The organism is Mangrovibacter phragmitis, assembly GCF_040429585.1.
Taxonomy (GTDB): domain Bacteria; phylum Pseudomonadota; class Gammaproteobacteria; order Enterobacterales; family Enterobacteriaceae; genus Mangrovibacter; species Mangrovibacter phragmitis.
The window spans coordinates 4,060,863-4,085,914 of the sequence record NZ_CP134782.1 but is presented as its reverse complement, the minus strand read 5'-3'; the positions used below and the strand labels follow the sequence as shown (position 1 = coordinate 4,085,914).

The 25,052-nt window shown below is 50.0% G+C and carries 26 protein-coding genes; 6 read left to right on the top strand and 20 right to left on the bottom strand.

Going from position 1 to position 25,052, the window contains the following annotated elements; all coding sequences use genetic code 11:
• Positions 1-14: 14 nt before the first annotated feature.
• Complete coding sequence (dcuC, locus tag MPHASIOC01_RS19870; protein WP_353613117.1) at positions 15-1,391, bottom strand: anaerobic C4-dicarboxylate transporter DcuC; 1,377 nt, start codon at positions 1,389-1,391, stop codon at positions 15-17.
• A gap of 697 nt (positions 1,392-2,088) precedes the next feature.
• On the opposite strand from dcuC, the gene pagP reads away from it, so the two are divergent.
• The gene (gene pagP, locus MPHASIOC01_RS19865; RefSeq protein ID WP_353613116.1) at positions 2,089-2,646 is read left to right on the top strand and encodes a lipid IV(A) palmitoyltransferase PagP; all 558 of its coding nucleotides are present in this window, start codon (positions 2,089-2,091) and stop codon (positions 2,644-2,646) included.
• A 184-nt stretch (positions 2,647-2,830) separates the two neighbouring features.
• A complete protein-coding gene (gene cspE, locus MPHASIOC01_RS19860) occupies positions 2,831-3,040 on the top strand; it encodes a transcription antiterminator/RNA stability regulator CspE (protein ID WP_002439184.1) in 210 nt (69 codons plus the stop codon).
• A gap of 284 nt (positions 3,041-3,324) precedes the next feature.
• Here the strand turns inward: cspE and crcB are convergent, their stop codons facing one another.
• Positions 3,325-3,726 (bottom strand): fluoride efflux transporter CrcB, encoded by a 402-nt coding sequence (gene crcB / locus MPHASIOC01_RS19855; RefSeq protein ID WP_353613115.1) that lies wholly within the window; start codon positions 3,724-3,726, stop codon positions 3,325-3,327.
• 74 nt (positions 3,727-3,800) lie between these two features.
• On the opposite strand from crcB, the gene MPHASIOC01_RS19850 reads away from it, so the two are divergent.
• Both MPHASIOC01_RS19850 and tatE read left to right on the top strand, forming a co-directional pair.
• Positions 3,801-4,589 carry a deaminated glutathione amidase gene (locus MPHASIOC01_RS19850; protein ID WP_353613114.1) on the top strand — a complete coding sequence of 263 codons (789 nt, stop codon included), beginning with the start codon at positions 3,801-3,803 and terminating at the stop codon, positions 4,587-4,589.
• A gap of 148 nt (positions 4,590-4,737) precedes the next feature.
• The gene (gene tatE, locus MPHASIOC01_RS19845) at positions 4,738-4,953 is read left to right on the top strand and encodes a twin-arginine translocase subunit TatE (protein ID WP_064599612.1); all 216 of its coding nucleotides are present in this window, start codon (positions 4,738-4,740) and stop codon (positions 4,951-4,953) included.
• A gap of 121 nt (positions 4,954-5,074) precedes the next feature.
• Here tatE and lipA read toward each other — a convergent pair whose 3' ends face one another.
• The 11 genes from lipA to MPHASIOC01_RS19790 form a co-directional block, all read right to left on the bottom strand.
• A complete protein-coding gene (gene lipA / locus MPHASIOC01_RS19840; RefSeq protein ID WP_353613113.1) occupies positions 5,075-6,040 on the bottom strand; it encodes a lipoyl synthase in 966 nt (321 codons plus the stop codon).
• Between the two features lie 184 nt (positions 6,041-6,224).
• Complete coding sequence (locus MPHASIOC01_RS19835; protein WP_353613112.1) at positions 6,225-7,202, bottom strand: YbeF family transcriptional regulator; 978 nt, start codon at positions 7,200-7,202, stop codon at positions 6,225-6,227.
• Between the two features lie 259 nt (positions 7,203-7,461).
• On the bottom strand, positions 7,462-8,103 hold the full coding sequence (gene lipB, locus MPHASIOC01_RS19830; RefSeq protein WP_064599617.1) for a lipoyl(octanoyl) transferase LipB: 642 nt from the start codon (positions 8,101-8,103) through the stop codon (positions 7,462-7,464).
• 101 nt (positions 8,104-8,204) lie between these two features.
• Complete coding sequence (gene ybeD, locus MPHASIOC01_RS19825; RefSeq protein ID WP_036109542.1) at positions 8,205-8,468, bottom strand: DUF493 family protein YbeD; 264 nt, start codon at positions 8,466-8,468, stop codon at positions 8,205-8,207.
• A 101-nt stretch (positions 8,469-8,569) separates the two neighbouring features.
• The gene (gene dacA / locus MPHASIOC01_RS19820) at positions 8,570-9,781 is read right to left on the bottom strand and encodes a D-alanyl-D-alanine carboxypeptidase DacA (protein ID WP_064599619.1); all 1,212 of its coding nucleotides are present in this window, start codon (positions 9,779-9,781) and stop codon (positions 8,570-8,572) included.
• Positions 9,782-9,918: 137 nt separating this feature from the next.
• Positions 9,919-11,142: an endolytic peptidoglycan transglycosylase RlpA gene (gene rlpA, locus MPHASIOC01_RS19815; RefSeq protein ID WP_353613111.1), complete on the bottom strand. Its 1,224-nt coding sequence runs from the start codon at positions 11,140-11,142 to the stop codon at positions 9,919-9,921.
• A gap of 10 nt (positions 11,143-11,152) precedes the next feature.
• Positions 11,153-12,265: a peptidoglycan glycosyltransferase MrdB gene (gene mrdB, locus MPHASIOC01_RS19810; RefSeq protein WP_064599623.1), complete on the bottom strand. Its 1,113-nt coding sequence runs from the start codon at positions 12,263-12,265 to the stop codon at positions 11,153-11,155.
• A 3-nt stretch (positions 12,266-12,268) separates the two neighbouring features.
• Positions 12,269-14,173 (bottom strand): peptidoglycan DD-transpeptidase MrdA, encoded by a 1,905-nt coding sequence (gene mrdA, locus MPHASIOC01_RS19805; RefSeq protein ID WP_064599625.1) that lies wholly within the window; start codon positions 14,171-14,173, stop codon positions 12,269-12,271.
• 24 nt (positions 14,174-14,197) lie between these two features.
• Positions 14,198-14,668, bottom strand: coding sequence for a 23S rRNA (pseudouridine(1915)-N(3))-methyltransferase RlmH (gene rlmH, locus MPHASIOC01_RS19800; RefSeq protein ID WP_064599627.1), 471 nt, complete (start codon positions 14,666-14,668; stop codon positions 14,198-14,200).
• A gap of 2 nt (positions 14,669-14,670) precedes the next feature.
• Positions 14,671-14,988: a ribosome silencing factor gene (gene rsfS, locus MPHASIOC01_RS19795; RefSeq protein WP_064599629.1), complete on the bottom strand. Its 318-nt coding sequence runs from the start codon at positions 14,986-14,988 to the stop codon at positions 14,671-14,673.
• A gap of 252 nt (positions 14,989-15,240) precedes the next feature.
• Entirely contained in the window at positions 15,241-15,846 is a 606-nt protein-coding gene (locus tag MPHASIOC01_RS19790; RefSeq protein ID WP_064599633.1) for an adenosylcobalamin/alpha-ribazole phosphatase, read from the bottom strand.
• Between the two features lie 92 nt (positions 15,847-15,938).
• Between MPHASIOC01_RS19790 and cobD the strand changes: the two genes are divergently transcribed.
• Positions 15,939-17,027 (top strand): threonine-phosphate decarboxylase CobD, encoded by a 1,089-nt coding sequence (cobD, locus tag MPHASIOC01_RS19785; RefSeq protein ID WP_353613110.1) that lies wholly within the window; start codon positions 15,939-15,941, stop codon positions 17,025-17,027.
• On the opposite strand, the gene nadD is transcribed toward cobD, so the two are convergent.
• The 4 genes from nadD to leuS are packed head-to-tail and all read right to left on the bottom strand — an operon-like array spanning position 17,013 to position 21,886.
• Positions 17,013-17,669: a nicotinate-nucleotide adenylyltransferase gene (gene nadD, locus MPHASIOC01_RS19780; RefSeq protein ID WP_064599636.1), complete on the bottom strand. Its 657-nt coding sequence runs from the start codon at positions 17,667-17,669 to the stop codon at positions 17,013-17,015. The two genes, cobD and nadD, sit on opposite strands and share 15 nt — an antisense overlap.
• A complete protein-coding gene (holA, locus tag MPHASIOC01_RS19775) occupies positions 17,662-18,693 on the bottom strand; it encodes a DNA polymerase III subunit delta (RefSeq protein ID WP_353613109.1) in 1,032 nt (343 codons plus the stop codon). Before holA ends, nadD begins: the two co-directional genes overlap by 8 nt.
• On the bottom strand, positions 18,693-19,289 hold the full coding sequence (gene lptE / locus MPHASIOC01_RS19770; RefSeq protein WP_353613108.1) for an LPS assembly lipoprotein LptE: 597 nt from the start codon (positions 19,287-19,289) through the stop codon (positions 18,693-18,695). The genes holA and lptE overlap by 1 nt, the downstream gene beginning before the upstream one ends.
• Positions 19,290-19,303: 14 nt before the next feature.
• A complete protein-coding gene (gene leuS / locus MPHASIOC01_RS19765) occupies positions 19,304-21,886 on the bottom strand; it encodes a leucine--tRNA ligase (protein WP_064599641.1) in 2,583 nt (860 codons plus the stop codon).
• 234 nt (positions 21,887-22,120) lie between these two features.
• On the opposite strand from leuS, the gene MPHASIOC01_RS19760 reads away from it, so the two are divergent.
• Positions 22,121-22,603, top strand: a complete 483-nt coding sequence (locus MPHASIOC01_RS19760; protein WP_064599643.1) for a zinc ribbon-containing protein — start codon at positions 22,121-22,123, stop codon at positions 22,601-22,603.
• A gap of 192 nt (positions 22,604-22,795) precedes the next feature.
• Here MPHASIOC01_RS19760 and MPHASIOC01_RS19755 read toward each other — a convergent pair whose 3' ends face one another.
• The 3 genes from MPHASIOC01_RS19755 to MPHASIOC01_RS19745 are packed head-to-tail and all read right to left on the bottom strand — an operon-like array spanning position 22,796 to position 24,935.
• Positions 22,796-23,521, bottom strand: coding sequence for an amino acid ABC transporter ATP-binding protein (locus MPHASIOC01_RS19755; RefSeq protein ID WP_353613107.1), 726 nt, complete (start codon positions 23,519-23,521; stop codon positions 22,796-22,798).
• Positions 23,521-24,195 carry a glutamate/aspartate ABC transporter permease GltK gene (gltK, locus tag MPHASIOC01_RS19750; protein WP_064599647.1) on the bottom strand — a complete coding sequence of 225 codons (675 nt, stop codon included), beginning with the start codon at positions 24,193-24,195 and terminating at the stop codon, positions 23,521-23,523. The genes MPHASIOC01_RS19755 and gltK overlap by 1 nt, the downstream gene beginning before the upstream one ends.
• Complete coding sequence (locus MPHASIOC01_RS19745; RefSeq protein ID WP_064599648.1) at positions 24,195-24,935, bottom strand: amino acid ABC transporter permease; 741 nt, start codon at positions 24,933-24,935, stop codon at positions 24,195-24,197. The genes gltK and MPHASIOC01_RS19745 overlap by 1 nt, the downstream gene beginning before the upstream one ends.
• Positions 24,936-25,052: the final 117 nt, after the last annotated feature.

Below are 25,052 nucleotides of genomic sequence, written 5' to 3'. Positions count from 1 at the left end.
GGGGGCTGTGCGAATTAAGGGAGCATAACAGTGGCGGGAACCAGTATTTCGGTTGCCAGAATGACTACTATCAGGCCAACCAGAACCGGCACTGACGTGCGTTTTACCACTTCAAAAGGGGATATTTTCGCCATACCGGCAACAGCCACCACTACGCCAGATACCGGTGAGATAGTTCTCCCCAGGTTTGATGCCTGAAGCATCGGAATGGTTAAATATGCCGGATTAATGCCAGCTTGCTGCGCCAGGCGCGGAATCAGCTCAACAAATGCGTAGAACGGGGCGTTACCCGAGCCTGTGGTCATCGCCGCTAACATAGTCAGAACAACCAGCACCAGCATCAGAATAATGCTGCCGGAGCCAAAGGATGTCGCAATGGATATCAGGCTCTGGATAAACCCAATAGTGCTTAACCCCTGGGCGAATAACCCGGCAGCCACTAACAGCATGACCACGTTGGCGAAAGCATCGGCCATTCCTCTCCATGCCACATCCAGCCCGGCAAAAACCGTTTCGGTATTAAAGCTGCGCAAAAATTCGATGATGGCTGACAGCAGCATACAAATAACCAGAATGGTAATGATATGCAGGCTGGGGCCCCATTTGCCGTCAAAGATTAATACCCCAATAATTGGCGTGAAAGGCAGAATTGCATAGAAAGAGGGTGCACTGGTGTCAATTTCTTTGATGTCCAGTTGCTCGCTGGTAATGTTTTCTTTTTTATCAAGAAAGCGCTGCCAGAAAAAATGCGCGATGGCCATGCAGATAATTGCGGCAATAGAAACAGGCAGCGTAGTTTTAAAGGCAAAATTAACCAGATCCATTTCTGACGCTTTGGCTGCAAGCACGACATCGCCCGATGTGGGCGACAAAATGATAGCGGCAGGAGAGGCACAAATTGCGGCAGCGGCACCACGACTGATGCCGACATTGACCATTACCGGAAACAACGTCGCCATTAACAACACGCCAAGCCCGGTTGCTGAGGAAACCGCCAGTGACATAAGGCAGGCAACAAAATAAGCTGCGACCATCAGCAAATAAGGCGAGTTGATGAATTGCAGTGGTTTGGATGCCAGCTTTACCACCATGTCATTGGCACCAATATGCGTCATATATGCCGCAAAACCGCACAGCACCATGATCATCATGCCGAGATCGCCACCGCGGCTCATCAACAAAATTTTGATGTATTCCACGATATCTACGCTGAGAAAACCCGTGCTGGCTTCACTGGCAGGCAGAATACGGTGGCCCATGATGGCACTGATGATAAGCAGCACCAGACCACCGACAAATAATACGCCAGTAGCGGAATAGCCTTTGATGATGTAACGGGCAACGCCGATGATTACCAGAATACCAACGGCAAGTTCAAAAAAAGTGAGCATAGTTTCCCCTGTTTGTGGCTAAACGCGCACGGTGACATGTGGCATAGCATGGCTATAGCGCTAAGTCGCAATCATGACGTTCAGTAACACAGTGTAAATTATGTAAGTAGCGCAGAGGAATGTGCCTAATCATTCCACTTTTTTTGCTGACAAAAATCAATAAAACAGCAATAAAATCTAATATTTTGCGGTTTTATGGATTGAATGTATCAGTGAAGGGGGCGTGTGTTGGCTGCCGGCCCTGAACAGGTCCTGGGTTAATTGCCAGGCTATCTGTTTACCTGGAAATACGCGGCGGTTGAAAGAATATTAATAATGGCTGCTGATATCTGTTATTTAATGATAAAAATAACCAGGATTTTTCTGTGTGATAAATTTTTCGTAAAATGGCATGTTATGATAGCCCGTAAACAAGAATACCAGGTTTAGATATTTCAACGGGTTCGTCAGAAGGGTAATTAATAATTCATCAATACAGTATGAATTCTTGTAAGGTACGCCAGGTCTGGTTTGTGGCGTAGATAATTGCCACTGGTTCAACATTTTTTTGCGTGGGAAAAACTGAGGTATTTTTCGGAATTATACATCTTGATTTTCAAGAAAATAATTTTTCCGGTTCTTTGTTCAGGTTTTGTTAATAAAAGCACCCGTAGTCTGTGCATATTTGAAAGTATTTGGTGGCGACAAAGTGTTCAAGATGATTAAGCATTTATTTGTAGTATGTGGTTTATTGGCTCCCTGTTTGTTTTCATCTCAGGTGCAGGCAAGTGATGGTGGGTGGTTCAGCACTCTGACAGGGAACATGGGTGAAACATGGCGTGAGCCTCAGCACTACGATTTGTACGTTCCGGCTATCACCTGGCATGCGCGTTTTGCGTACGATAAAGAAAAAACAGATAATTACAATGAGCGCCCCTGGGGGGCCGGGTTTGGTGTTTCTCGCTGGGATGAGAAAGGGAACTGGCACGGTTTATATTTAATGGCGTTTAAAGACTCGTTTAACAAATGGGAGCCTATAGGTGGGTATGGCTGGGAGGCGACCTGGCGGCCTGTCAGCGCAGATTCACGTTTTCATGTGGGGTTGGGGTATACACTGGGCGTAACAGCGCGTGATAACTGGAACTATATCCCTATTCCGGTGGTATTGCCTCTGGCATCTGTTGGTTACGGCCCGGCAACGTTCCAGATGACGTACATCCCAGGTACTTATAACAATGGTAATGTCTGGTTTGCCTGGTTGCGCTTCCAGTTCTGATAACGGCTGCAAAATTTTTTTTCGTACCCATTGCACGGAAAAGCAAGGGGTTATCAGCCTGAAAGTAAAAAGATAGCGATTTTTATCACTTTTTAGTAAATATCAACTGGACAAACGGCACCACAATTGATGTACTGGTTACCGACACGGTATTTGTGTCGTTTTTTCATAAAAGGTAATTTTGATGTCTAAGATTAAAGGTAACGTTAAGTGGTTTAATGAGTCCAAAGGATTCGGTTTCATTACTCCGGAAGATGGCAGCAAAGACGTGTTCGTACACTTCTCTGCAATCCAGAGCAATGGTTTCAAAACTCTGGCTGAAGGTCAGCGTGTAGAGTTCGAAATCACTAACGGTGCCAAAGGCCCTTCTGCTGCTAACGTAATTGCTCTGTAATAACGTCTGGCTGAGAACGACAAAACCCGCCTTCAGGCGGGTTTTTTTTGCTCAAAATCTGGTTTCTTAACAGGTTAACCCGGTTGCTACCGGGTTCGGTAAGCTTGTTCAGCTAAACAAGTAAAGTTTCAGGAAGCAACCGACAATGAGTGCGCTTAACAGTAGCGTACTGATGTTTACCAGGCTTTCTTTCATTATAGTGCCCATGTTTGTGTGATTAACTCAGGCAGATACTGGCAGAGAAAGATGAAGCCTACATTAACGCCATACGTCGCAAGTAAAAATTATCGCGCAGCAAGCACTGAAACCAGCCAAAATGCGAGCCCGGTCATAATAAGTGAACCTGCAAGGTTAATCACTACATTGGCCGCGGCCCAGGCGAGACGTCCGTCCTGTAGTAAAAATACCACTTCTGATGAAAAAGTTGAGAACGTCGTCAGCCCACCACAAAAACCGGTGGTAATTAATAGTTTCCACATCGGGTCGAGGTTAGTCAGGCGGCTAAAACTTGCCAGCGCGATACCAATAATAAAAGCACCGAGTAAGTTAGCTGAAAGTGTACCCATTGGGATGGCATGATGAAGCGGGTTCAGGCGTTGGCTAATCAACCAGCGGCAAATACTCCCAAGGCCGCCGCCAATAAATACAGCAAATAACATCTGCATAAGGTATATCTCATTAATCATTAAAGCGGAAAGTCTACCGCGCAAGCTGGCTATGGGGTAGTGTTGATTCACGCAATGTGTCGGGGAGTGTTTGTATGAATGTTGCAGCCGGGCAGTTTGCTGTTATGCCAGACTGGCAGGACAATTTAGCGCAATGCCGTTTGTTAGTCAGCCAGGCTATTGAGAAACGCGTCAATTTACTGGTGTTGCCAGAAGCTATTCAGGCGAGAGACAACACTGACCCCGGCTATTCTGTACGGCACGGGCAAACCCTCAACGGGCCATTCATTCAGGGCATGCGCCAGCTCACGGAAAATTGTGACCTGACACTGGTGTTCACCCTGCATATCCCGGATGATTCGGGGCGGGTGACAAATTCCTTGCTGGCTCTGCACCGCGGGCAGGTGACTGCGCGCTATGATAAATTGCATCTGTATGATGCGTTTAATGTTCAGGAGTCCCGGTTTGTCTGCCCTGGGCAGGCTATTGCACCATTGATTGCTGTTGGCGACCTGATGGTGGGTGTAATGACCTGCTACGACTTGCGTTTCCCTGACCTGGCAATGAGCCTTGCACTGGCTGGTGCGCATGTTCTGGTGGTGCCGGCAGCCTGGCTTAAAGGTGAAAATAAAGTGCATCACTGGCAAACATTACTTGCGGCACGCGCTCTTGATACCACTTGTTACATTGTGGCAAGTGGTGAGTGCGGTGAGAAAAATATTGGTATGAGCCAGATTATTGATCCTATGGGTAACATGCTTGCCTGTGCCGGCCTTGAGCCAGGCATGATTGTCAGTGACATTACCCTGGCGCATGTGGAACAGGTCCGTGCCCGGTTGCCGGTGTTGGTAAACCGGCGTTTTTTGCCCCCGGTGCTTGGGTAACTCGCGGTGACTTTGATTCACTTTGTTACAGAATTATTTTGTATATGGGGCATGAATAACCGTTAATAGTACAAGGCTATGTAGGTAATGCACTGTGGCGGGTGTAGTGTATTACGAACGAGTATGGCTGGAGATTAAGAAGGTAAATATGGGTGAGATTAGTATTACTAAATTGCTGGTTGTCGGGGCGCTGATCGTGTTGCTTTTCGGTACGAAAAAGCTACGGACCCTGGGCAGCGATCTGGGTTCAGCGGTTAAAGGCTTCAAAAAAGCCATGAGTGAAGACGATAATAACCAGTCGATAATCTCTGGCGAAAAAAATGACGCGCAAGACACGCGTGAGCGCCTGAACAACAAAGAGTAGCCTTGTGGCTATGAAATATAGCTGGCCACTATCAGGTTGTTATTTCTGGCAGGGCTATAAATTGAATAAAAAAACCGGTCAGCGCCGGTTTTTTTATTCTGCAAGCCTGGTGGGCTCAGGTTTATTTTACTTCTTCACCACGCGCCTGCAGGTCAGCATGGTAAGAGGAGCGTACAAACGGGCCACATGCCGCATGAGTAAAGCCCATTGCCAGCGCTTCAGCTTTCATTTCATCAAATTCTTCCGGGGTGACATAACGCTGAACCGGCAGGTGGTGGCGGCTTGGCTGCAGATATTGCCCCAGTGTTAGCATGGTTACCCCATGACGGCGCAAGTCATGCATCACCTCGATGATTTCTTCATTGGTTTCACCCAGCCCAACCATCAAACCTGATTTGGTCGGAATTTCCGGATGTGCTTCTTTGAACCGTTCGAGTAATTTCAGTGACCAGTTGTAATCAGCGCCCGGGCGTACCTGACGGTACAGGCGGGGAACGTTTTCCAGATTGTGGTTGAAAACATCTGGCGGTGTGGCAGTGAGAATTTCCAGCGCACGGTCCATTCTTCCACGGAAATCAGGAACCAGTGTTTCAATTTTTATATTTGGGCTTTCACGGCGAATGGCGGCAATGCAATCGGCAAAATGCTGGGCACCACCGTCGCGCAGGTCGTCACGGTCAACGGAAGTGACAACCACATAACGCAGACCCATATCAGCAATGGTGCGCGCCAGTTTTTCTGCTTCACCGGCATCGGGCGCAACCGGGCGACCATGAGCAACGTCGCAGAATGGGCAGCGACGGGTGCAAATCGCACCCAGAATCATAAAGGTAGCCGTTCCGTGGTTGAAACATTCGGCAAGGTTAGGGCAGGATGCTTCTTCACAAACAGAGTGAAGGCCATTTTTACGCATGGCAGCTTTGATACCCTGAATACGGGTGGAGTCCGCCGGGAGTTTGATTTTCATCCATTCCGGCTTTCTTAACAGCTCCTGGCGTTCAGTGGCGACGTTTTTCACCGGGATTAGCGCCATTTTGTCGGCATCCCGGTATTTAACACCGCGTTCCATGACAATGGGTTTACTCATAACGTGCGTATTCCAGTTGCGGATATCGAGTGAAAACGTTTCAATTCAATCAAATGTTGTATTTATCAACTATTTTTGAATTAATGGCAGGCAGTATAACATTTATATTGCTGTGAAAGCAGCCTGCCGGGCACGCAAAACGTGATTTTAGTGTAAATAAGTTGTTATTTTGTGCGTTTGTCTGTCAGAACATGGCTTCTCCGTGTTTTTGCACAAATGCATTCTGAATCGTTTCCATGCAGTTGCGTAATACCTCGTCATGCTGGCTGAGTTTGTTATAAAACAGGTGCGTTTCGAATTTTCCCCCGGCAAAGCCCTCACGCTCAACTTCACGCAGGTTCCAGTTATCCCGAAACATGTGGTACAACCCCGAAGACATAAAACCAACCAGATCACTGTTAGCCAGCATGGCTGCCAGTGTCAGGACATTGTAACTGCTGAAAGTGATTTGCCGGTCGGGGAATGTCTGCTCAACCACATTACGCACATCCGGCAAGATATCATCCTGCAATACCAGCATGGTTTGCTGTTGTTTATTCAGAATATCTAATGACACTTCGTCCGTTAGCTCCGGGTGATCATTGCGGCAGACGATGACCACACGTTCTTCAAACAAGCGAAAGCTGCCTATTTTGCTCATTACCGGCCGACGAGTGTCTATCACCATATCAGCCTGAAGCTGGCTTAACTGCGTTTCTGCCTGCGATATCGGGACATTATTAATGTTGATATTGGGGCAACGGTGGTGGATAGCTTTATAAATAGTCGGCATCACCAGTGCGCCAACAGAAGGATGGGTTGCAATGGTAATGGTGCGTTGCGCGTTACTGACTTCATTAAACTCCAGTGCTCCCAGTATGGATGACAACCCCTGGCTGATATATTCATGCAGGTGGGCGGCATAACTGGTGGGCATGATCCCCTGCCCGTTACGTACAAACAATGGGTCTGGGAAGACGTTACGCAACTTTTGAATGGACTGACTGATAGCCGAAGGCGTGAGATTCAACGCTCTTGCTGCGTTGACAATGCCTTTGTGAATGTAAACTGCCTCAAATACCGTCAATAAGTTAAGGTCGATAGTACGAAGTGCCTGGAAACCACTCAGGCGTGCACTATTCGAACGGGAAAGAAAATTATTATCCTTGCCAGTATTATTCATTCGTTCTCCCATTTTTATAATGTGTTGTCTGTTTACTGAAAAAGCGTTGTCTGTTTTGGGCACAAGGAAATACCGCCATTTTGAAAGACAAAACGGCAAAGCACTTTTTATATAAGTTTGCTGTCGTGCTAAGTGCTTGCACAACATGAATAAAAGGTAGACGTAAACTAGCGATTAAGCAAAAAATAGAGAAGGATTAAAACCCGTTAAATAAACTAATAAACCGAAACAAAATCATTCTTGTTTCGGTTTTTTTTGATTATTCACTGACTGTACGAATGGGTGGGTTACCCAGTAAATGCAAAAAATTATCCAGCAGAACCGGTTGAATATCTGCTACTTGTATACCGGGACGAAACTGTTTGACCTGGGTCATTTTCATGCCAGCGTAGCCACAAGGGTTAATACGTAAAAATGGGGTGAGATCCATATTGATGTTCAGCGCCAGGCCGTGAAATGAGCACCCTTTGCGAATCCGCAGCCCAAGAGAACAGATTTTATCTTCACCTACATAAACACCCGGTGCATCAGGGCGGGCATGGGCGTCAATATCCAGTGTTGCGAGGGTATTGACCACGCATTGTTCCAGTAGCGTTACCAGCTCACGTACACCCAGTTTACGGCGCTTGAGGTTGAGCAGCACATACATCACTTGTTGGCCTGGGCCATGATAAGTTACCTGGCCGCCACGGTCGCTCTGAATAACGGGAATATCACCTGTCGCTAACAGGTGCTCAGCTTTGCCCGCCTGGCCCTGAGTAAACACAGGGTTGTGTTCTACCAGCCAAATCTCATCGGGCGTAGTTTCATCACGAGTATCAGTAAACTGATGCATGGCGAGTGATACAGGTTCATAAGGCTGCAGGCCAAGATGGCGAATAAGAATGGTATTTTGAGACAAAACAGATGTCTCCGGAGTCGGGAATACAGGCGGCCAGTATAGCATAGCGGAGCAAACAAACACCCGGCCTTCAGGCCGGGTAACGGAAAACGACGTTTTTGCTACAGAACCATACGGACAATTTCAATTTTGCCCAGTTCTTCATAAAGTGTTTCTACCTGTTCTACATGGGTTGCCGTAATCGTGATGGATACGGAATGGTAGTTGCCTTTACTGCTGGGTTTGATTTGAGGTGTGTAGTCACCAGGTGCATGACGCTGTACAACCTCAACGACCCTGTCCACCAGTTCAGGTTGAGCCAGACCCATTACTTTGTAGGTAAACGGGCAGGGGAACTCGAGGAGTTCATTTAGTTTGGTTTTCATGTCAGCTCCAGCAAAAATAAAAAACGAACTCCCGCCTGAGCGGGAGTTCCAGTGTTACTTAGTATATGGGGGCAGCCGTCACACTTTCAAGTGTGCGGTTTTTAACCAAACCAGTGGTGGAACATCAGTTTGATGTAATCAATCATCCGGCTAAAGAAGTTACCTTCATGGATTTCATTCAGTACAACCAGTGGGCGCTGGTCGATTGTTTTGCCGTCTAACTGGAAGTTAATGGTACCCACTACCTGATTTTTTTGCAGTGGTGCATGTAATTCCGAATTGTTCAGCACATAACTGGCTTTCAGGTCTTTCATCCGGCCACGAGGAATGGTCAGCCAAACGTCTTTATCCACACCCAGTGATGCACGGTCACTGTCACCAAACCATACTGGCTCAGAAGCGAATTCTTTACCTGCCTTAATAGGGTTAACAGATTCAAAGAAACGGAAGCCCCAGGTCAGCAGTTTTTTGCTTTCCACTTCGCGACCTTTGAATGTCCGCCCGCCCATAACCGCGGAGATAAGGCGCATGTTGCCATCAGTGGCTGAAGCAACCAGGTTATAACCTGCTTTCTCAGTATGGCCGGTTTTGATGCCATCTACATTCAGGCTTTTATCCCACAACAAACCATTACGGTTCATCTGGCGAATGCCATTAAATGTGAATTCTTTCTCTTTATAGACTGCATATTCGTTTGGAACATCACGAATCAATGCCTGGCCCAGTAACGCCATATCACGCGCGGAGCTGTACTGACCATCAGCGTCCAGACCGTGGACAGTCTGGAAATGGGTGTTTTTCATGCCCAGTGCATTAACGTAGCTGTTCATCAGGCCAACAAAGGCGTCCTGACTACCCGCCACGAAATCCGCCATCGCCACGCAGGCATCGTTCCCTGATTGCAGGTTAATCCCGCGAATCAACTGAGAAACAGGAACCTGCATACCGGGTTTGAGGAACATCAGCGATGAACCTTTGAATACTGGATTCCCTGTCGCCCAGGCGTCTTTCCCGATAGTGACTACAGCGTTTTCATCAAATTTACCCGCTTTCATTGCCTGACCAATAACATAGCTGGTCATCATTTTCGTCAGACTTGCCGGGTCGCGGCGTTCATCGGCATTTTGTTCGGCAAGCACTTTGCCTGAGTTGTAATCAATAAGAATGTATGACTCAGCGTCGATTTGTGGTACGCCAGGAATCATTGTTTTGATGTTCAGGTCATCAGCCCTGGCTAACCCAGTTGCGGCCAGTGTTAACGCAGCCCCAAAGGCAATACGCTTTACAGCATTAGCGGAGAAAGTGGTATTCATGGTCAGAACAGCAACATCCGTGATGGAATTTAAAAAAGTGACTTACTATAACAAATGGTTTTTTACCTGGCACCAGACTTTGCGCATGAGTTTGTTAATGTTATTTACGCAAACTGACAAAGCTGGTGCCTGGAAACTTATTGAGCCGGGGCCGCAGTAATAAATGACTGCTGCTGTGCTTCATTCATCAGGCGTTGTTGCAGGCTGATTGCCTGGCTACGGCTGCTAAATGGCCCAAGCTGAACGCGCCAGATTGCCCCATTCTGAGTGACCAGACCGGGTACACTAAATTGCTGGCTGAGTTTTTGCTGCCACTGTTGCGCGCGCCCGGCATCACTTACCGCGCCCACCTGGACAACATAACCCCCGCTCGCTACCGTGGCGCTACGCCCGGCGACACTCCCCTGAATCGAACCGGGCGCAGTGACGGGATCACTGTGCAGGCCAAGAGCCGGGTTAACCGGCGCTGGTGCCGGTTCAGTTGTGGCCGGGGCTGTGGCGGGTGTAGCTGTGGTGGCAGGCGATGTTTGATTCGGCGGCGTCAGCATTTGTGACGTGGCGGCTCCCGCCGCGACAGTTGCGTTGCCAGATGTCACGCCTGCATTCGGGGTTGCCTGTGATGCCGGAGCCAGGAAACTGCCGTTTTGTGCCGGGGCGCTGGTATCTTGCGGCTGGAGTGTACTGTTACTGATAGCCTGCACATTGCTGTTTTGCGGTTGTGCCGCAGGAACAACTGAAGACGCACTGCCTGACCCGGACGTGAGATCCGGGCGGGCGGGCAGGGCATAAGTTTGTTTGGCAATGGTAATACACGCCATACCCGGACCAGACATTGTGCCATCCTGAGCGACCAGAATTGGGTCGATACGTACGCGTGTATTATTGGACATATTCAAACGGTCGGCTACGGCACGAGATACTGCGACAACCCTGTCGTCACCATAAGGGCCGCGATCATTGATCTTAACAATCAACATCCTGCCATTAGCGAGGTTGGTAATTCGCGCGTAACTGGGAATGGGCAGGGTCGGATGCGCAGCTGTAAGTTGGGTCGGGTCGAACACTTCGCCGGATGCCGTGAGGTTACTGTTTGGTTCGGCATCATAAATAGCAGCAAGCCCGCTCTGACTGAAGCGTGACGGGTCCTGGACAATGGTATAAGTCCGTCCATCCCTTTGGTAGTTTTGGTTCGCTGTGGCTGATGGGGTTTCATAGTGCGGTTCAGCACCAGATACCTCAACGCGTGGTCCATTACATACTGGTGTGGCAGGCACTTGTTCAACACCTGCCTGCTGTTGCTCCCCACTACAGGCCGCCAGTAAAAGTGCGGCAACACAAACTCCAGGCCATTGCTTGCGCATCACTTACCTCTTATACGTTTTTCGATAACAGTTTTCGATGGGTGTGTATCGACATAACAATACCAAACCCCGCCATGAGTACGATAAGCGCGGAACCACCATAACTTACCAGCGGCAGGGGAACGCCCACCACCGGTAGAATTCCACTAACCATACCAATATTAACAAAGACATAAACAAACAAAATCAACATCAGGCCACCGGCCATCACCCGGCCAAAGGTGGTCTGTGCATGTGCCGCAATCCACAGCCCACGCATAATCAGTAATAAATACAGTGTTAACAGGGCCAGCACGCCAACCAGCCCCAGTTCTTCAGCCAGTACAGCAAAAATAAAGTCAGTATGACGTTCTGGTAAAAACTCCAGTTGGGATTGCGTACCATGCAACCAGCCTTTACCGCGCAACCCACCGGAACCAATCGCAATTTTAGACTGAATAATGTGATAGCCCGCACCCAGTGGATCACTCTCCGGGTTAAGCAGCATCATGACGCGGGCGCGTTGGTAATCATGCATCAGGAAAAACCATAAAACGGGAATAAAGGCCGCCACCAGTATTACGGCTATACCAATTAAGCGCCAGCTCATCCCGGAAAGGAACAACACGAAGATACCGGATGCGGCAATCAGGATGGATGTTCCCAGGTCTGGCTGCGCCGCAACGAGCAGGGTTGGCATAAAGATAAGCGCTAATGCGATTGCCGTGTTTTTTAGTGTGGGTGGGCAGACATCGCGGTTAATAAAACGGGCCACCATCAGGGGAACCGCAATTTTAGCAATCTCTGATGGTTGAAAGCGCACTATGCCAAGATCCAGCCAGCGTTGAGCCCCTTTGGATATTGCCCCAAAGGCATCAACGGCAACCAGTAACACGATACAAAGGATGTACAACCAGGGAGCCCAGCCTTCATAGACCCGTGGGGGGACCTGAGCCAGCACAATCATGATGACCAGCCCCATACAAATTTGGGCGATTTTGCGTTCCATCATGCCCGGGTCTTGCCCACTGGCACTCCAGACAACCAGCGCGCTGTATAATAGCAATGCCAGAATGGTGACGACCAGCATGGGATCGAGGTGTATCTTATCCCAGAGGGACTTTTTATTCGGATTGTCAGTCATGGGCTATTGATCCTCTCCGGCGACGTGTTGGGCAGGGGAGTCAGTTGGTAATGCGGTGTTGTTATCGCCAAGCATAATATGATCGAGAATTTGCCGAACGACGGTCCCCACTGCCGGGCCTGCCCCGCCATTTTCCAGAATAATAGAAACAGCGACCTGCGGATTATCATAAGGTGCAAACGCGGTCATGAGTTTATGGTCACGCAGGCGCTCAGAAATTTTGTGGGCGTTATAGGTTTCATTGGCTTTCAGGCCAAACACCTGTGCTGTCCCGGATTTTGCGGCAATTTTATATGGCGCACCGGCGAAATAACGGTGTGCTGTGCCGTTAGGGCGGTTTGCCACACCATACATCCCGTCTTTGGCGATTTCCCAGAAGCCTGAATGGATGTCACCAATGTGACCGTCTTCCTTTTGAACCCAGGGCACTCTCTTACCATCCACGACTGTATCCATCAATAAATGTGGTGTTTTAATGACGCCATTGTTAATTAGTGTCATCAGCGCTTTGTTCATCTGAATGGGTGTGGCTGTCCAGTAGCCCTGACCAATCCCAACAGGGATGGTATCCCCCTGGTACCAGGGCTTTTTGAAGCGTTTGAGTTTCCATTCGCGGGTTGGCATGTTGCCTGAACGTTCTTCCGCCAGGTCGATACCAGTCAGATGACCATAGCCAAATTTGCCCATCCATTCAGACAGGCGGTCTATTCCCATATCGTAGGCAACCTGGTAGAAGAAGGTATCTGCTGATTCTTCAAGCGCCTTAGTAACATTCAGATGCCCGTGCCCCCATTTTTTCCAGTCACGGTAACGCTTCTCAGAACCAGGAAGTTGCCACCAGCCAGGGTCAAACAGGCTGGTGCTGCGGGTAATCACCCCGGCAGTCAGGGCTGATACCGCAACATAAGGTTTCACTGTGGATGCCGGCGGGTAGGCACCTTGTGTCGCGCGGTTGACCAGTGGTGTGTCCGGGTCATGCAGCAGGCCTGAATAGTCTTTAGAGGAAATGCCATCGACAAACAGGTTCGGGTTATAGCTGGGCATGGAGACGAGAGCGAGAATCGCACCTGTACGCGGGTCTGTGACAATGGTTGCAGCCCGGCTGCCAGCCAGCAGTGTTTCAATGTAGCTTTGTAACTGGAAGTCGAGTGTCAGGTAAATATCGTGCCCGGCCTGAGGTGGCACTTCTTTTAACTGGCGAATGACGCGCCCACGGTTATTGACTTCCACTTCTTCATAACCTGTCTGACCATGGAGCAGGTCTTCGTAATAACGCTCAATACCCAATTTGCCTATATCATGGGTTGCGGCATAGTTAGCTAATTTCCCGTCTTTATCCAGGCGTTCAACATCACGGTCGTTGATTTTAGAAACATAACCGATGACATGAGTCAGGGCCGAACCATAAGGATAATAGCGGCGTTTGTAGCCTTTGACTTCTACCCCCGGGAAACGGTACTGGTTGACGGCAAAGCGAGCCACCTGTTCTTCGTTCAGGTTAACTTTGACGGGAATAGAGGTGAAACGGTGTGAACGGGAGCGTTCTTTTTTGAAATTGGCAATATCTTCGTCTGTCAGGTTAACCACCGGGCGTAACGCATCCAGTGTGCCCTGCACGCTGTCCACTTTTTCTGGCATCATTTCTAATTGGTAAATGGTACGGTTAAGCGCCAGTGGTGTACCGTTCCTGTCGTAGATGATGCCCCGGGTTGGTGCGATGGGAACCAGCTTGATACGGTTTTCGTTCGAGCGGGTTTGGTAGTCATCATGCCGGACGATTTGCAGATTATAAAGATTGGCTATCAGTACCCCAGTCAGCGCCAGAATACCAACAAAGGCAACTACTGCCCTGCGCACAAAAAGCGCGGACTCAGCCGTATAATCGCGAAAAGAATCCTGTAATTTCATCCGCTGCTTAATCTACCTGGTGCATTACTCACGATGATAGGGATGATTCGTGGTGATACTCCACGCCCTGTATAAACTTTCCGCAACCAACACACGTACCAGTGGGTGTGGCAGTGTCAGTGTGGAAAGGGACCAACTTTGCTCGGCTGCCGCTTTACACGCGGGAGAAAGCCCCTCGGGGCCGCCAATCAGTAAGCTGACATCCCTGCCATCCTGCTTCCAGCGTTCCAGTTGTTCAGCCAGTTGCGGCGTATCCCAGGGTTTGCCTGGAATATCCAGAGTGACGATTCGGTTACCTTTCCCGGCAACGGCCAGCATGGCTTCGCCTTCTTTGTCGAGAATGCGCTTTATATCCGCATTCTTCCCTCGTTTGCCAGCCGGAACTTCAACCAGCTCAAAAGGCATATCTTTAGGGAAACGACGCAGATATTCACTGAAACCAGTCTGCACCCAGTCGGGCATTTTGGTTCCAACGGCAACTAACTGAAGCTTCACACTTAACTCCAGAGTTTTTCCAGTTCATACAGGTGACGGCTTTCTTCCTGCATAACGTGCACAATCACATCGCCCAGGTCAACGACTACCCAGTCAGCATCGTTCTCACCTTCCACACCCAATGGCTGCAGCCCGGCCTGACGTGAAGCCTCAACAACATGATCGGCAATGGAGACGACATGGCGGCTGGAGGTGCCGGTGCAAATAATCATGCAGTCAGTGATACTGGATTTGCCTTTGACATCAATGGCAATAATGTCCTGACCTTTCAGATCATCAATTTTGTCGACAATAAAGTCCTGGAGTGCTTTACCCTGCAAGTGTTCCCCCTGGTGGATTAACAATGTGTGATGGTGCCTGCATGATACCATACCGATGCCCACAGCCCGGCTGGCCAGCCAGCGGCACTGCGCCAGGCGAGCTATCTTCCCACTGGCCGGGCTGGAATGCATCGCCATTTTTGTAAAACAATTTAGAAACAGCGGCGCAGGCAATTCTGGCAGCGGAGAATAACAGGCTGACAAGGGGTGTCAATGCCCGAATGGCCCGGTAACCGTGGTGCGGCGGGTTGGTTAATCATTATGTGTACTGTTTCCATGGTTATTGAGATAACGCAGAGTTGCATAATCGCCTTTCAGGTCGATACGGCTCCATGTTCCCTGCTCAATAGCAAAGTGCCACATGGCTGCGGGTGGCATATTCAGCAGTTGCGCCAGTAACTGGCTTATCACGCCCTGGTGGCTGACCAGTAGCAGGTTGTCTGCCTGTAGCGACCGGGCCGCCAGGGCAAGTTTTGCGACGCGCTCCGTAAAGTGGGCAAAACTTTCCCCTTCCGGTGGGGTGACATGCTGCCAGTCAGCACACCAGGCCTGATACTGCTTATCCTGTTCAATCAGCGTACTATGGTGTTGCATTTCCCAGGCACCGAAATCCATTTCGTTCAACAGGGCACTGGTACGTGGTTGTGGGTGATGCGGTTGCAGGATCAGTTGTGTTGTGTGGCGGGCGCGTTCTCGTTCACTCATTAACACATGGTCGAAGGGCACATTGCGTAGCAGGTTGGCAACTACACAGGCCTGCCCAATACCCGTCGGCGTCAGAGGTGATTCGCTTTTACCGCAAAAAAGCTGCCGGGTATTTGCTTCAGTTTGCCCGTGCCGTACCAGCCATAAGCGCATGTTTCTCTCCTGCAATGATTGCGGTCCAGGCCGCATTATCTAATAGCGCGCAAGTTTCCGCTATGATAACGCTTTTAATAAAAGGAAAAATCATGTCCCGTTTCACCAGTCAGCATGGCGGAAATCGACGCGAGGTTGCGCAATATTTGGGGGTTGATGAGGATACTCTTCTGGATTTTAGCGCCAACATTAATCCACTGGGGATGCCGTTGGGGGTGCGCCAGCGCCTGGCAGAGTCACTGGATAAACTGGAGCAGTATCCGGATGTAGCCTATCAATCACTGCACCAGGCGCTGGCGGCTTATCACGCAGTTCCGCCAGCCTGGATACAGGCAGGTAATGGGGAAACCGAGCTGATTTTTGACCTGGTGAAAACCCTGGAGCCAAAACAGGCTTTAGTGGTATCTCCCGGGTTTGCTGAGTATCAACGTGCATTAGCCCAGGCTAAGTGCCAGGTGCATACCTGGTGGTTGCAGGAAAGTGCTGGCTGGCAGTTAGATGACGGTATTCTTAGTGCGTTAACCCCGGAGCTTGATTGTGTTTTTTTATGTACGCCAAATAACCCCACCGGATTGCTGCCCGACTGGCCTTTGCTGGAGCGCATCGCACACAAGTGTGGGGATAATCATATTTGGTTAATTGTTGACGAAGCCTTCCTTGATTTTGTCCCGCAACAACCTGGTTTTATTCCTGTGCTGGGGAACATGCCGTGGGTGTGGGTATTGCGTTCGATGACAAAATTTTATGCCATTCCCGGGTTGCGACTGGGTTATGCGCTAAGTAGCCACTCGGCGTCGATGGCATCCCTGCGGGCAAAGCGTGCTCCCTGGAGTATTAACACCCTGGCGGCCATCGCGGGTGAACAGGTGTTACAGGAAACAGCGTATCAGCAGGAGACATGGCAGTGGGTGCGTAGAGAGAATCAGTGGTTGTATCAGGCGCTGAGTAAGGTGCCCGGCATTCAGGCATGGCAGCCGCAGGCAAACTATTTGTTTTTTCGCTGCGATGTCCCTGAGCTGGATTTACAGTGGGCGCTGTTGGAACAGGCGGGGATGTTAATTCGTTCTTGCGCTAACTACCCAGGGCTTGATGCGCGTTACTACCGTGTCGCGGTGAAGTCACATGCAGCGAACCAGTCATTGCTGGATGCGCTGCAACAGGTGATGTCAGCTTTGGTATAAATGCTCGCGGCGGATGTAGTCCAGTACGCTGTCTGGCAGTAGATCATCACACGGGCTGTTGTTGGCAAGCCGGGTACGAATTTCTGTTGCTGAAATGGCATACTCCGGTGTATCGGCAAGGAAAATTGAGCCACAAGGTGACTGGTGGAGCAGGTGTGCCTCTGTTACCAGGTTATCTTCCAGCCATTGCTGGCGGCCTGGTTCCGGGAGGGTTAATGGGTATCCGGGGCGGCGGCACACTAACAAGTGGCACAACGACAGAATTTTTTCGTGCTGGTACCACTTGTGGAGTGTTAACAGGGAATCCTGACCAATAATAAATGCCAGGGGTTGTTCCGGGCCGTATTCACGGCGAAAGGTTTCCAGCGTGGCGACAGTCCAGGAAGGCGTGTCCCGCTCCAGTTCACGGCAATCCACAGTAAACAGTGGGTTACCTGCTACCGCCAGTTGCACCATGGTTTTGCGTTGTTCACTACTGGCATCAGGTTGTGGGCGGTGTGGTGGCACATTGTTGGGCAGAACGATAACCTGCTTAAGTTGTGCCGCCTTTGCCATGGCGATGACAGACTTGATGTGCCCGTAATGTACCGGGTCGAAGGTGCCGCCATAGAGTGCTATCAGTTCAGATAAAGAATCAGCCATGAATAAAGGTATCGGGTAATGCGCCGTGGCAGAGTAACAGTGACAAAGCTGCAAGTGACGGCCAAATATCCTGGCCAAAATCTTGTTTAAGCGTCAGCTCAGTCTGGCTTAGTAACTTCACAGCCTGAAACAGCTGTTCAGGCTGTAGCCGGTTCAGTGCTTCAGTCAGCAGCCCCCGGCGGTTCTGCCATACACGGTTTTGGTCAAATAGTGTACGCAGTGGTGCCTGGGATGACTGGCGCTTCAGATTAACCATCAGCAACAATTCACGCTGAAGTGTTCGTACCAGAATAACCGGCTCATCACCTTCTCGCTGGAGCTGGTTCAGGATATGTAACGCGCGTTTACTCTTACCCGCCAACAACGCATCTACCCAGTGCCAGGGAGTAAAGTGCGCGGCGTCATTAACAGCCTGTTCAACACGGGGCAGCGTCAGTTTGCCATCAGGCCAGAGTAAAGCAAGCCGGTCAAGTGCCTGAGCCAGGGCCAGTAAGTTACCTTCATAACAGTAGCAGAGTAACTGACTGGCCGCGTCATCCAGGGAGAGTTTCATCTGCCTGGCGCGGGCTGCAAGCCAGCGGGGGAGCTGCGCCTGTTCGGGCGTCTGGCAGGTGACCTGGGCCGCCTGTGCACTGACTGCCGCAAACCAGGCCGCATTTTCCTGCGCTTTGGTGAGTTTATTACCACGAATTACCAGTAATAAATCTTCATGTAACAGGCTAACCAGGATTTCCAGTTGCGCATTAATAGCGGCATTTGGGCCATTTTCCGGGAACTGCAAAACCAGAGACTGGCGGCTGGAAAACAGGCTCATAGACTGGCAACGAGTGAACAAGTCCTGCCAGTCTGTTGTGGCATCAATTTGTACACTGTAATGCTCATCGAAGCCCTGAGCTTTGGCTGCGTCCAAAATAGCCTGCTGGCTTTCCTGCAATAACAAAGGGTCATTGCCCAATAATAACCAAACAGTACGCAGCCCATCATTGAGCTGCGTACTGAGTTGTTCCGGATACAACTTAACCATTACTGTGCAGGCACGGGAGTCAGCGTAGCCGACTGGCGGGGAGACGTTACTGCAGAAGAATGCGTTGCAGGCGTGTCATTCTCTTCACTTCTCTGCTGCGCTTTTGTCTGCACTGACATTAGTTTACGCACCAGTTGTTCGGCTGCCTTGTCGTACATTTCTTTGATGATAAGGTCCTGCTCAGCACTTTTCGCCAGTGCGGTGAGCGGGTTGTCAAAGAATGAACGATAGACTTTGGTTGAAATGGGGTAAATATCGTTCCCTGGCATCAACACGGTTGCGTTTACTGTCATTACCATCTGGTATTCCGCCGTCTGCCCATTTTCAAAGATAGACGCGGTGTCTTTATGTATTAACGCACCGCCCAGGCGCAAGGATGGGATATCCTGGCGAGCAGAAGATGCCTCTACAATCGTCACGTTATTAAGACGTAACTGGTTGCGTACTGCACGGGTCAGCGGGCCATTCGGGTCACCCGAGTTCAGAATCAATGTGTGCATACTGGTTGGCACCGCGGAATACCCCCGCAGGTGCCAGCCACACCCGGCGGTGACCAGCACCGCCATACTTAAGATGATAGTGAGCAAATATCTCACATGTCCTCCTGCGTTTAACCAACAACCAGGTTGAGCAATTTACCCGGCACGTAGATAACTTTGCGGATGGTTACGCCTTCAAGGTATTTTGCGACCAGGTGTTCCTGTGCCGCGCGAGCCTGAACCTGATCCTGGTTGGCATCTGCCGGGACGGTGATTTTGCCACGGACTTTACCATTGACCTGAACCACAACCAGACGGGTGTCTTCAACCATGGCTTGCTCGTCAGCAACCGGCCATGGCGCGTTATCGATATCACCTTCACCACCCAGCGCCTGCCACATGTTGAAGCAGATATGCGGAGTAAACGGATACAGCATGCGTACTACTGCAATCAGAGCTTCCTGCATCAGTGCACGGTCCTGCTCAGTGTCCTGTGCAGCGCGGGTCAGGCGGTTCATCAGTTCCATAATGGCCGCAATCGCGGTATTAAAGGTCTGACGACGGCCAATATCATCGGTCACTTTGGCAATGGTTTTGTGCAGTTCACGGCGCAGTACTTTCTGGTCTTCTGACAGTGCAGCTTCATCCAGAGCAGCGACTGCTCCTTTTTCTGTATGCTCAAACACCAGTTTCCAGACACGTTTCAGGAAGCGGTTAGCCCCTTCAACACCCGATTCCTGCCATTCCAGCGTCATTTCTGCCGGGGAAGCAAACATCATGAACAGGCGCACGGTGTCGGCACCATAACGCTCAACCATGACTTGCGGGTCGATACCGTTGTTTTTGGACTTGGACATTTTGCTCATGCCCGCGTAAACCAGGTCATGGCCTGCGCTGTCAGTCGCTTTAACAATACGGCCTTTTTCATCACGTTCAGTAATGGCGTCAACCGGAGATACCCAGTTACGCTCGCCATTTACACCGGTGTAGTAGAAGGCATCGGCCAGCACCATACCCTGGCACAACAACTGTTTGGCGGGTTCATCAGAGGTGACCATACCTGCATCGCGCAGCAGTTTGTGGAAGAAGCGGAAGTAGAGCAGGTGCATGATGGCGTGCTCAATTCCTCCCACATACAGGTCAACCGGCAGCCAGTAGTTCGCGGCTTTTTCGTCCAGCATGCCTTTGTCGTATTGCGCACAGGTGTAGCGAGCGTAATACCATGAAGATTCCATAAAGGTATCAAAAGTATCCGTTTCACGCAGTGCAGGCTGACCGTTTACCGTGGTTTTTGCCCACTCAGGATCGGCTTTAATCGGGCTGGTGATGCCATCCATTACCACGTCTTCTGGCAGGATAACCGGTAACTGGTCTTCAGGCGTCGGGAGCACGGTACCGTCTTCCAGTGTCACCATTGGAATTGGCGCACCCCAGTAACGCTGGCGGGAAACCCCCCAGTCGCGCAGGCGGTAGTTAACTTTACGCTCGCCAACCCCTTTTGCGGCCAGGCTGTCGGCGATGGCGTTAAATGCTGCCGGGAAGTCCAGACCATCAAACTCACCGGAGTTAAACAGCACGCCTTTTTCGGTATGTGCTGCATTGCTCAGGTCTGGTGCATTGCCTTCGGCATCCAGAATGACGGGTTTGATGGCCAGGTGATATTTGCTGGCGAATTCCCAGTCACGCTGATCATGCCCCGGGACTGCCATTACTGCGCCCGTGCCGTATTCCATCAGGACAAAGTTAGCAACCCACACCGGAACCGCTTCGCCGGTCAGCGGATGGATGGCGTTAATGCCCGTTGCGATACCTTTTTTCTCCATAGTCGCCATGTCGGCTTCGGCTACTTTGGTGTTACGGCATTCGTCAATAAAGGCGGTAATGGCTGCGTTACCTTGTGCTGCCTGTTGCGCCAGTGGGTGGCCTGCGGCAACAGCAAGGTAAGTGACCCCCATAAAGGTATCCGGACGGGTGGTGTAGACAGTCAGCTTCTGGTCGCTGTTTTCAACGTCAAAGGTAATTTCCACACCTTCTGAGCGCCCAATCCAGTTACGCTGCATGGTCTTAACGGTATCTGGCCAGTGGTCCAGCTTATCCAGGTCGTTAAGCAATTCTTCAGCGTAGTCAGTGATTTTAATAAACCACTGTGGAATTTCTTTACGCTCAACTTTGGTATCACAACGCCAGCAGCAACCATCAATAACTTGTTCGTTGGCCAGTACGGTCTGGTCGTTCGGGCACCAGTTAACCGCAGAGGTTTTTTTGTAAACCAGACCTTTTTTATACAGTTGGGTGAAGAATTGCTGTTCCCAACGGTAATATTCTGGTTTGCAGGTTGCCAGTTCACGGCTCCAGTCATAACCAAAACCCAGCATTTTCAGCTGGTTTTTCATGTATTCGATGTTGTCGTAAGTCCAGGGTGCCGGTGCTGTGTTGTTCTTTACCGCAGCACCTTCAGCGGGCAAACCAAATGCATCCCAGCCAATTGGCTGCAGGACGTTTTTACCCAGCATGCGCTGATAACGGGCAACCACATCACCAATGGTGTAGTTGCGCACATGACCCATGTGTAGTCGACCAGAAGGATAAGGAAGCATCGACAGGCAGTAATACTTCTCTTTGCTCTCGTCTTCAGTTACTTCAAATGTACGCTTCTCTTGCCAGTGAAGCTGAACGTTAGATTCTATCTCTTCCGGGCGGTATTGCTCTTGCATGGCTGCGAGTGGTCCTGTGCTATAGAAAGCTACAAATGTAGCCTGTGTGTGTTTTTTCAGATCGGCATAGCATAGCCGATTAGGGCGCGGCAAAACAGCACTTCCATGCCCGTAAGAATGATTTCCTGCCCTGTTACCTGTGAGAAATATTTGGTGCGGTTGTGGGGTGGCTAACACTGGCATGACAGAATAACGTCTATTATTAGAAGACGTTAAGTCCAGGAGGCCAGCGCCATGAGTAAAGTTGCGCAATACTACCGTGAACTTGTTTCGTCCTTGAGTGAGCGTTTACGTAATGGGGAGCGCGATATTGACGCGCTGGTGGCGAGTGCCCGGCGTCATATGAATGAGTCGGGAGCACTCACGCGTACTGAGATGGATGAACTGGTGCGTGCGGTACGCCGGGATTTGGAAGAGTTTGCGCTGAGTTATCAGGAAAGCCAGCAGGAAGTCAACGACAGTGTTTTTATGCGCGTGATTAAGGAGAGTTTGTGGCAGGAACTTGCCGATATCACTGATAAAACGCAACTGGAATGGCATGAAGTCTTTGAGGATTTAACCCGTCACGGTGTCTACCACAGTGGTGAGGTGGTGGGGCTGGGTAACCTGGTGTGCGAACATTGCCATTATCACCTGGCGGTGTATACCCCGGATATATTGCCCCGTTGCCCAAAATGTGGGCATAACCAGTTTCATCGCCAGCCATTTAATCCCTGAGGCTGATGACAAACCTCATGCCTGCACAGTGCCAGAGGATGTGACCCAATAAAAAAACAGGAAAATCAATTCATTGATTTTCGCCCGCTAACTAAAAAGAAGGAAAAACCACGCTTTTTCCTTCTTTTTCATCAATCTGAGGCTGAAAGGGTCACCTTTCAGCCTGTTATGTAATGCACGATTTTTCACAATTTAGTGAATGATTTTTGCCAGAAAGTCTTTGGCCCGGTCAGATTGAGGGTTGGCAAAGAACGCTTCTTTGGGTGAGTCCTCGACAATTTTCCCTTCATCCATAAAGATGACCCGGGTTGCCACTTTACGGGCAAAGCCCATTTCATGAGTTACCACCATCATCGTCATACCTTCTTTTGCCAGTTCAACCATAACATCCAGCACTTCGTTGATCATTTCCGGATCCAGTGCGGAGGTTGGTTCGTCAAACAGCATGGCGACAGGGTCCATACACAACGCACGGGCGATAGCCACACGTTGCTGCTGGCCACCAGATAATTGTGCCGGATACTTGTTAGCGTGAGCAGACAGGCCGACGCGTTCTAACAGTTTCAGGCCTTTTGCCCGTGCGGAAGTTTTATCACGCTTGAGCACTTTCACCTGCGCCAGTGTCAGGTTATCGATAATCGACAGGTGCGGAAATAATTCAAAGTGCTGGAATACCATACCCACATGGGAGCGTAACTGTGCCAGGTTGGTTTTTTTGTCATTCACTTTGGTGCCATTGACAATGATTTCACCTTGCTGAACAGGCTCCAGGCCATTTACGGTTTTAATCAGGGTTGATTTACCGGAACCCGATGGGCCGCACACTACCACAACTTCACCTTTTTGCACTTCAGTCGAACAATCGGTCAGTACCTGAAAGTGGCCGTACCATTTAGAAATATTTTTCAGGGAGATCATCACACAGTCCTTTTCTTCAACCAGCCGACCAACAAGGAGGCACTGAGACTTATTACAAAATAGACCGCACCGGCAAACAGCACCATTTCAACCTGGGTGCCGTCGCGTTCTCCAATCGTGGATGCAGTGCGGAAAAAATCAGACAGACTGAGCACATACACCAACGATGTGTCCTGGAACAGAACAATGCCTTGTGTCAGTAGTAAAGGCACCATAGCGCGGAATGCCTGGGGCAGAATAACTAATTGCATGGTCTGCCAGTGGGTCATTCCCAGTGCCAGTGACGCACTGGATTGCCCACGGGAAATACTCTGAATACCCGCACGGATAATTTCCGAGTAATAGGCGGCCTCAAACATGGAGAACGCGACTAATGCTGACACCAGGCGGATATCTGTTTTCGGGGATAAGCCCAATACCTGTTGCAGGAAGCCCGGTACAATCAGGTAAAACCACAGCAACACCATAACCAGCGGAATTGAGCGGAATACGTTGACATAGGCTTTGGCAAACCAGGACAGGGGTTTAAAAGAGGACAGGCGCATGACCGCCAGCAAGGTGCCCCACACAATACCGAATACAATCGCCGTGAGGGTGATTTTCAAAGTCAGAATCATGCCATCTGCTAAAAAGGGCAGGGAAGGCGGAATAGAACTCCAGTCAAATTGATACATTATTTGCTCCCCATATTACCTGGCAAACGCACTTTACGTTCAACAATGCTCATCAGCACCATAATGACGGCATTGATAAGCACATAGGCCAGCGTGATGGCGGTGAATGATTCCCACGCATGAGCAGAATAATCCAGCAGTTTGCCTGCCTGCGCCGCCATGTCCATCAGGCCTATGGTGGATGCGATAGCTGAGTTTTTAACCAGGTTCATCATTTCTGATGTCATCGGTGGAACAATAACGCGGTATGCATTGGGTAGCAGAACATAACGATAGGTTTGCGGCAGGGTCAGGCCCATTGCCAGCCCGGCGTTTTTTTGCCCACGCGGCAAAGACTGAATGGCGGCCCTGACTTGCTCGCAGACACGCGCGGCAGTAAACAGGCCCAGACACAGCATGGAAGAGACGAAAAACTGAATATTCGGATCCAACTGCGCTTTAAACCACATGCCGATGTTTTGTGGCAGCAATTCCGGTACAACCAGATACCAGGTAAAAAATTGCACAATAAGCGGCACATTACGGAATAACTCAACATAACAGGTACCAATCGCTGAAATGCCACGATGCGGTACGGTACGTAAAATCCCGAAGAACGAACCGACGAGAAAAGCGATTATCCAGGCGCAAACTGATAATGCGATAGTGACCTGAAAACCGCTCCATAACCAGCCCAGATAGGTGGTGTTCCCGAAAGGGGCAGGCTGAAAAAAGATTCCCCAGTCCCAGTTTATAGACATATTTCAACTCCGAAAAAAATGAGGGTAGCATCGCTACCCCCCAAGATTGATGAGAGACCTCTTTTCGCGCCCGATGGGGAACGACCATCCGGCGTATAGTCTGTCCTGGTCCCTGTG

What these genes read in the sequence shown, in the direction of transcription:
- rlpA (WP_353613111.1), bottom strand. Translation starts at nt 11,142, where the DNA reads ATGCGCAAGCAATGGCCTGGAGTTTGTGTTGCCGCACTTTTACTGGCG.
- nadD (WP_064599636.1), bottom strand. Translation starts at nt 17,669, where the DNA reads ATGGCTGATTCTTTATCTGAACTGATAGCACTCTATGGCGGCACCTTC.
- MPHASIOC01_RS19745 (WP_064599648.1), bottom strand. Translation starts at nt 24,935, where the DNA reads ATGTCTATAAACTGGGACTGGGGAATCTTTTTTCAGCCTGCCCCTTTC.
- dcuC (WP_353613117.1), bottom strand. Translation starts at nt 1,391, where the DNA reads ATGCTCACTTTTTTTGAACTTGCCGTTGGTATTCTGGTAATCATCGGC.
- cobD (WP_353613110.1), top strand. Translation starts at nt 15,939, where the DNA reads ATGTCCCGTTTCACCAGTCAGCATGGCGGAAATCGACGCGAGGTTGCG.
- mrdB (WP_064599623.1), bottom strand. Translation starts at nt 12,265, where the DNA reads ATGACTGACAATCCGAATAAAAAGTCCCTCTGGGATAAGATACACCTC.
- MPHASIOC01_RS19760 (WP_064599643.1), top strand. Translation starts at nt 22,121, where the DNA reads ATGAGTAAAGTTGCGCAATACTACCGTGAACTTGTTTCGTCCTTGAGT.
- MPHASIOC01_RS19850 (WP_353613114.1), top strand. Translation starts at nt 3,801, where the DNA reads ATGAATGTTGCAGCCGGGCAGTTTGCTGTTATGCCAGACTGGCAGGAC.
- MPHASIOC01_RS19755 (WP_353613107.1), bottom strand. Translation starts at nt 23,521, where the DNA reads ATGATCTCCCTGAAAAATATTTCTAAATGGTACGGCCACTTTCAGGTA.
- holA (WP_353613109.1), bottom strand. Translation starts at nt 18,693, where the DNA reads ATGGTTAAGTTGTATCCGGAACAACTCAGTACGCAGCTCAATGATGGG.
- tatE (WP_064599612.1), top strand. Translation starts at nt 4,738, where the DNA reads ATGGGTGAGATTAGTATTACTAAATTGCTGGTTGTCGGGGCGCTGATC.
- crcB (WP_353613115.1), bottom strand. Translation starts at nt 3,726, where the DNA reads ATGATTAATGAGATATACCTTATGCAGATGTTATTTGCTGTATTTATT.
- gltK (WP_064599647.1), bottom strand. Translation starts at nt 24,195, where the DNA reads ATGTATCAATTTGACTGGAGTTCTATTCCGCCTTCCCTGCCCTTTTTA.
- cspE (WP_002439184.1), top strand. Translation starts at nt 2,831, where the DNA reads ATGTCTAAGATTAAAGGTAACGTTAAGTGGTTTAATGAGTCCAAAGGA.
- lipA (WP_353613113.1), bottom strand. Translation starts at nt 6,040, where the DNA reads ATGAGTAAACCCATTGTCATGGAACGCGGTGTTAAATACCGGGATGCC.
- pagP (WP_353613116.1), top strand. Translation starts at nt 2,089, where the DNA reads ATGATTAAGCATTTATTTGTAGTATGTGGTTTATTGGCTCCCTGTTTG.
- ybeD (WP_036109542.1), bottom strand. Translation starts at nt 8,468, where the DNA reads ATGAAAACCAAACTAAATGAACTCCTCGAGTTCCCCTGCCCGTTTACC.
- mrdA (WP_064599625.1), bottom strand. Translation starts at nt 14,173, where the DNA reads ATGAAATTACAGGATTCTTTTCGCGATTATACGGCTGAGTCCGCGCTT.
- dacA (WP_064599619.1), bottom strand. Translation starts at nt 9,781, where the DNA reads ATGAATACCACTTTCTCCGCTAATGCTGTAAAGCGTATTGCCTTTGGG.
- leuS (WP_064599641.1), bottom strand. Translation starts at nt 21,886, where the DNA reads ATGCAAGAGCAATACCGCCCGGAAGAGATAGAATCTAACGTTCAGCTT.
- MPHASIOC01_RS19790 (WP_064599633.1), bottom strand. Translation starts at nt 15,846, where the DNA reads ATGCGCTTATGGCTGGTACGGCACGGGCAAACTGAAGCAAATACCCGG.
- MPHASIOC01_RS19835 (WP_353613112.1), bottom strand. Translation starts at nt 7,202, where the DNA reads ATGAATAATACTGGCAAGGATAATAATTTTCTTTCCCGTTCGAATAGT.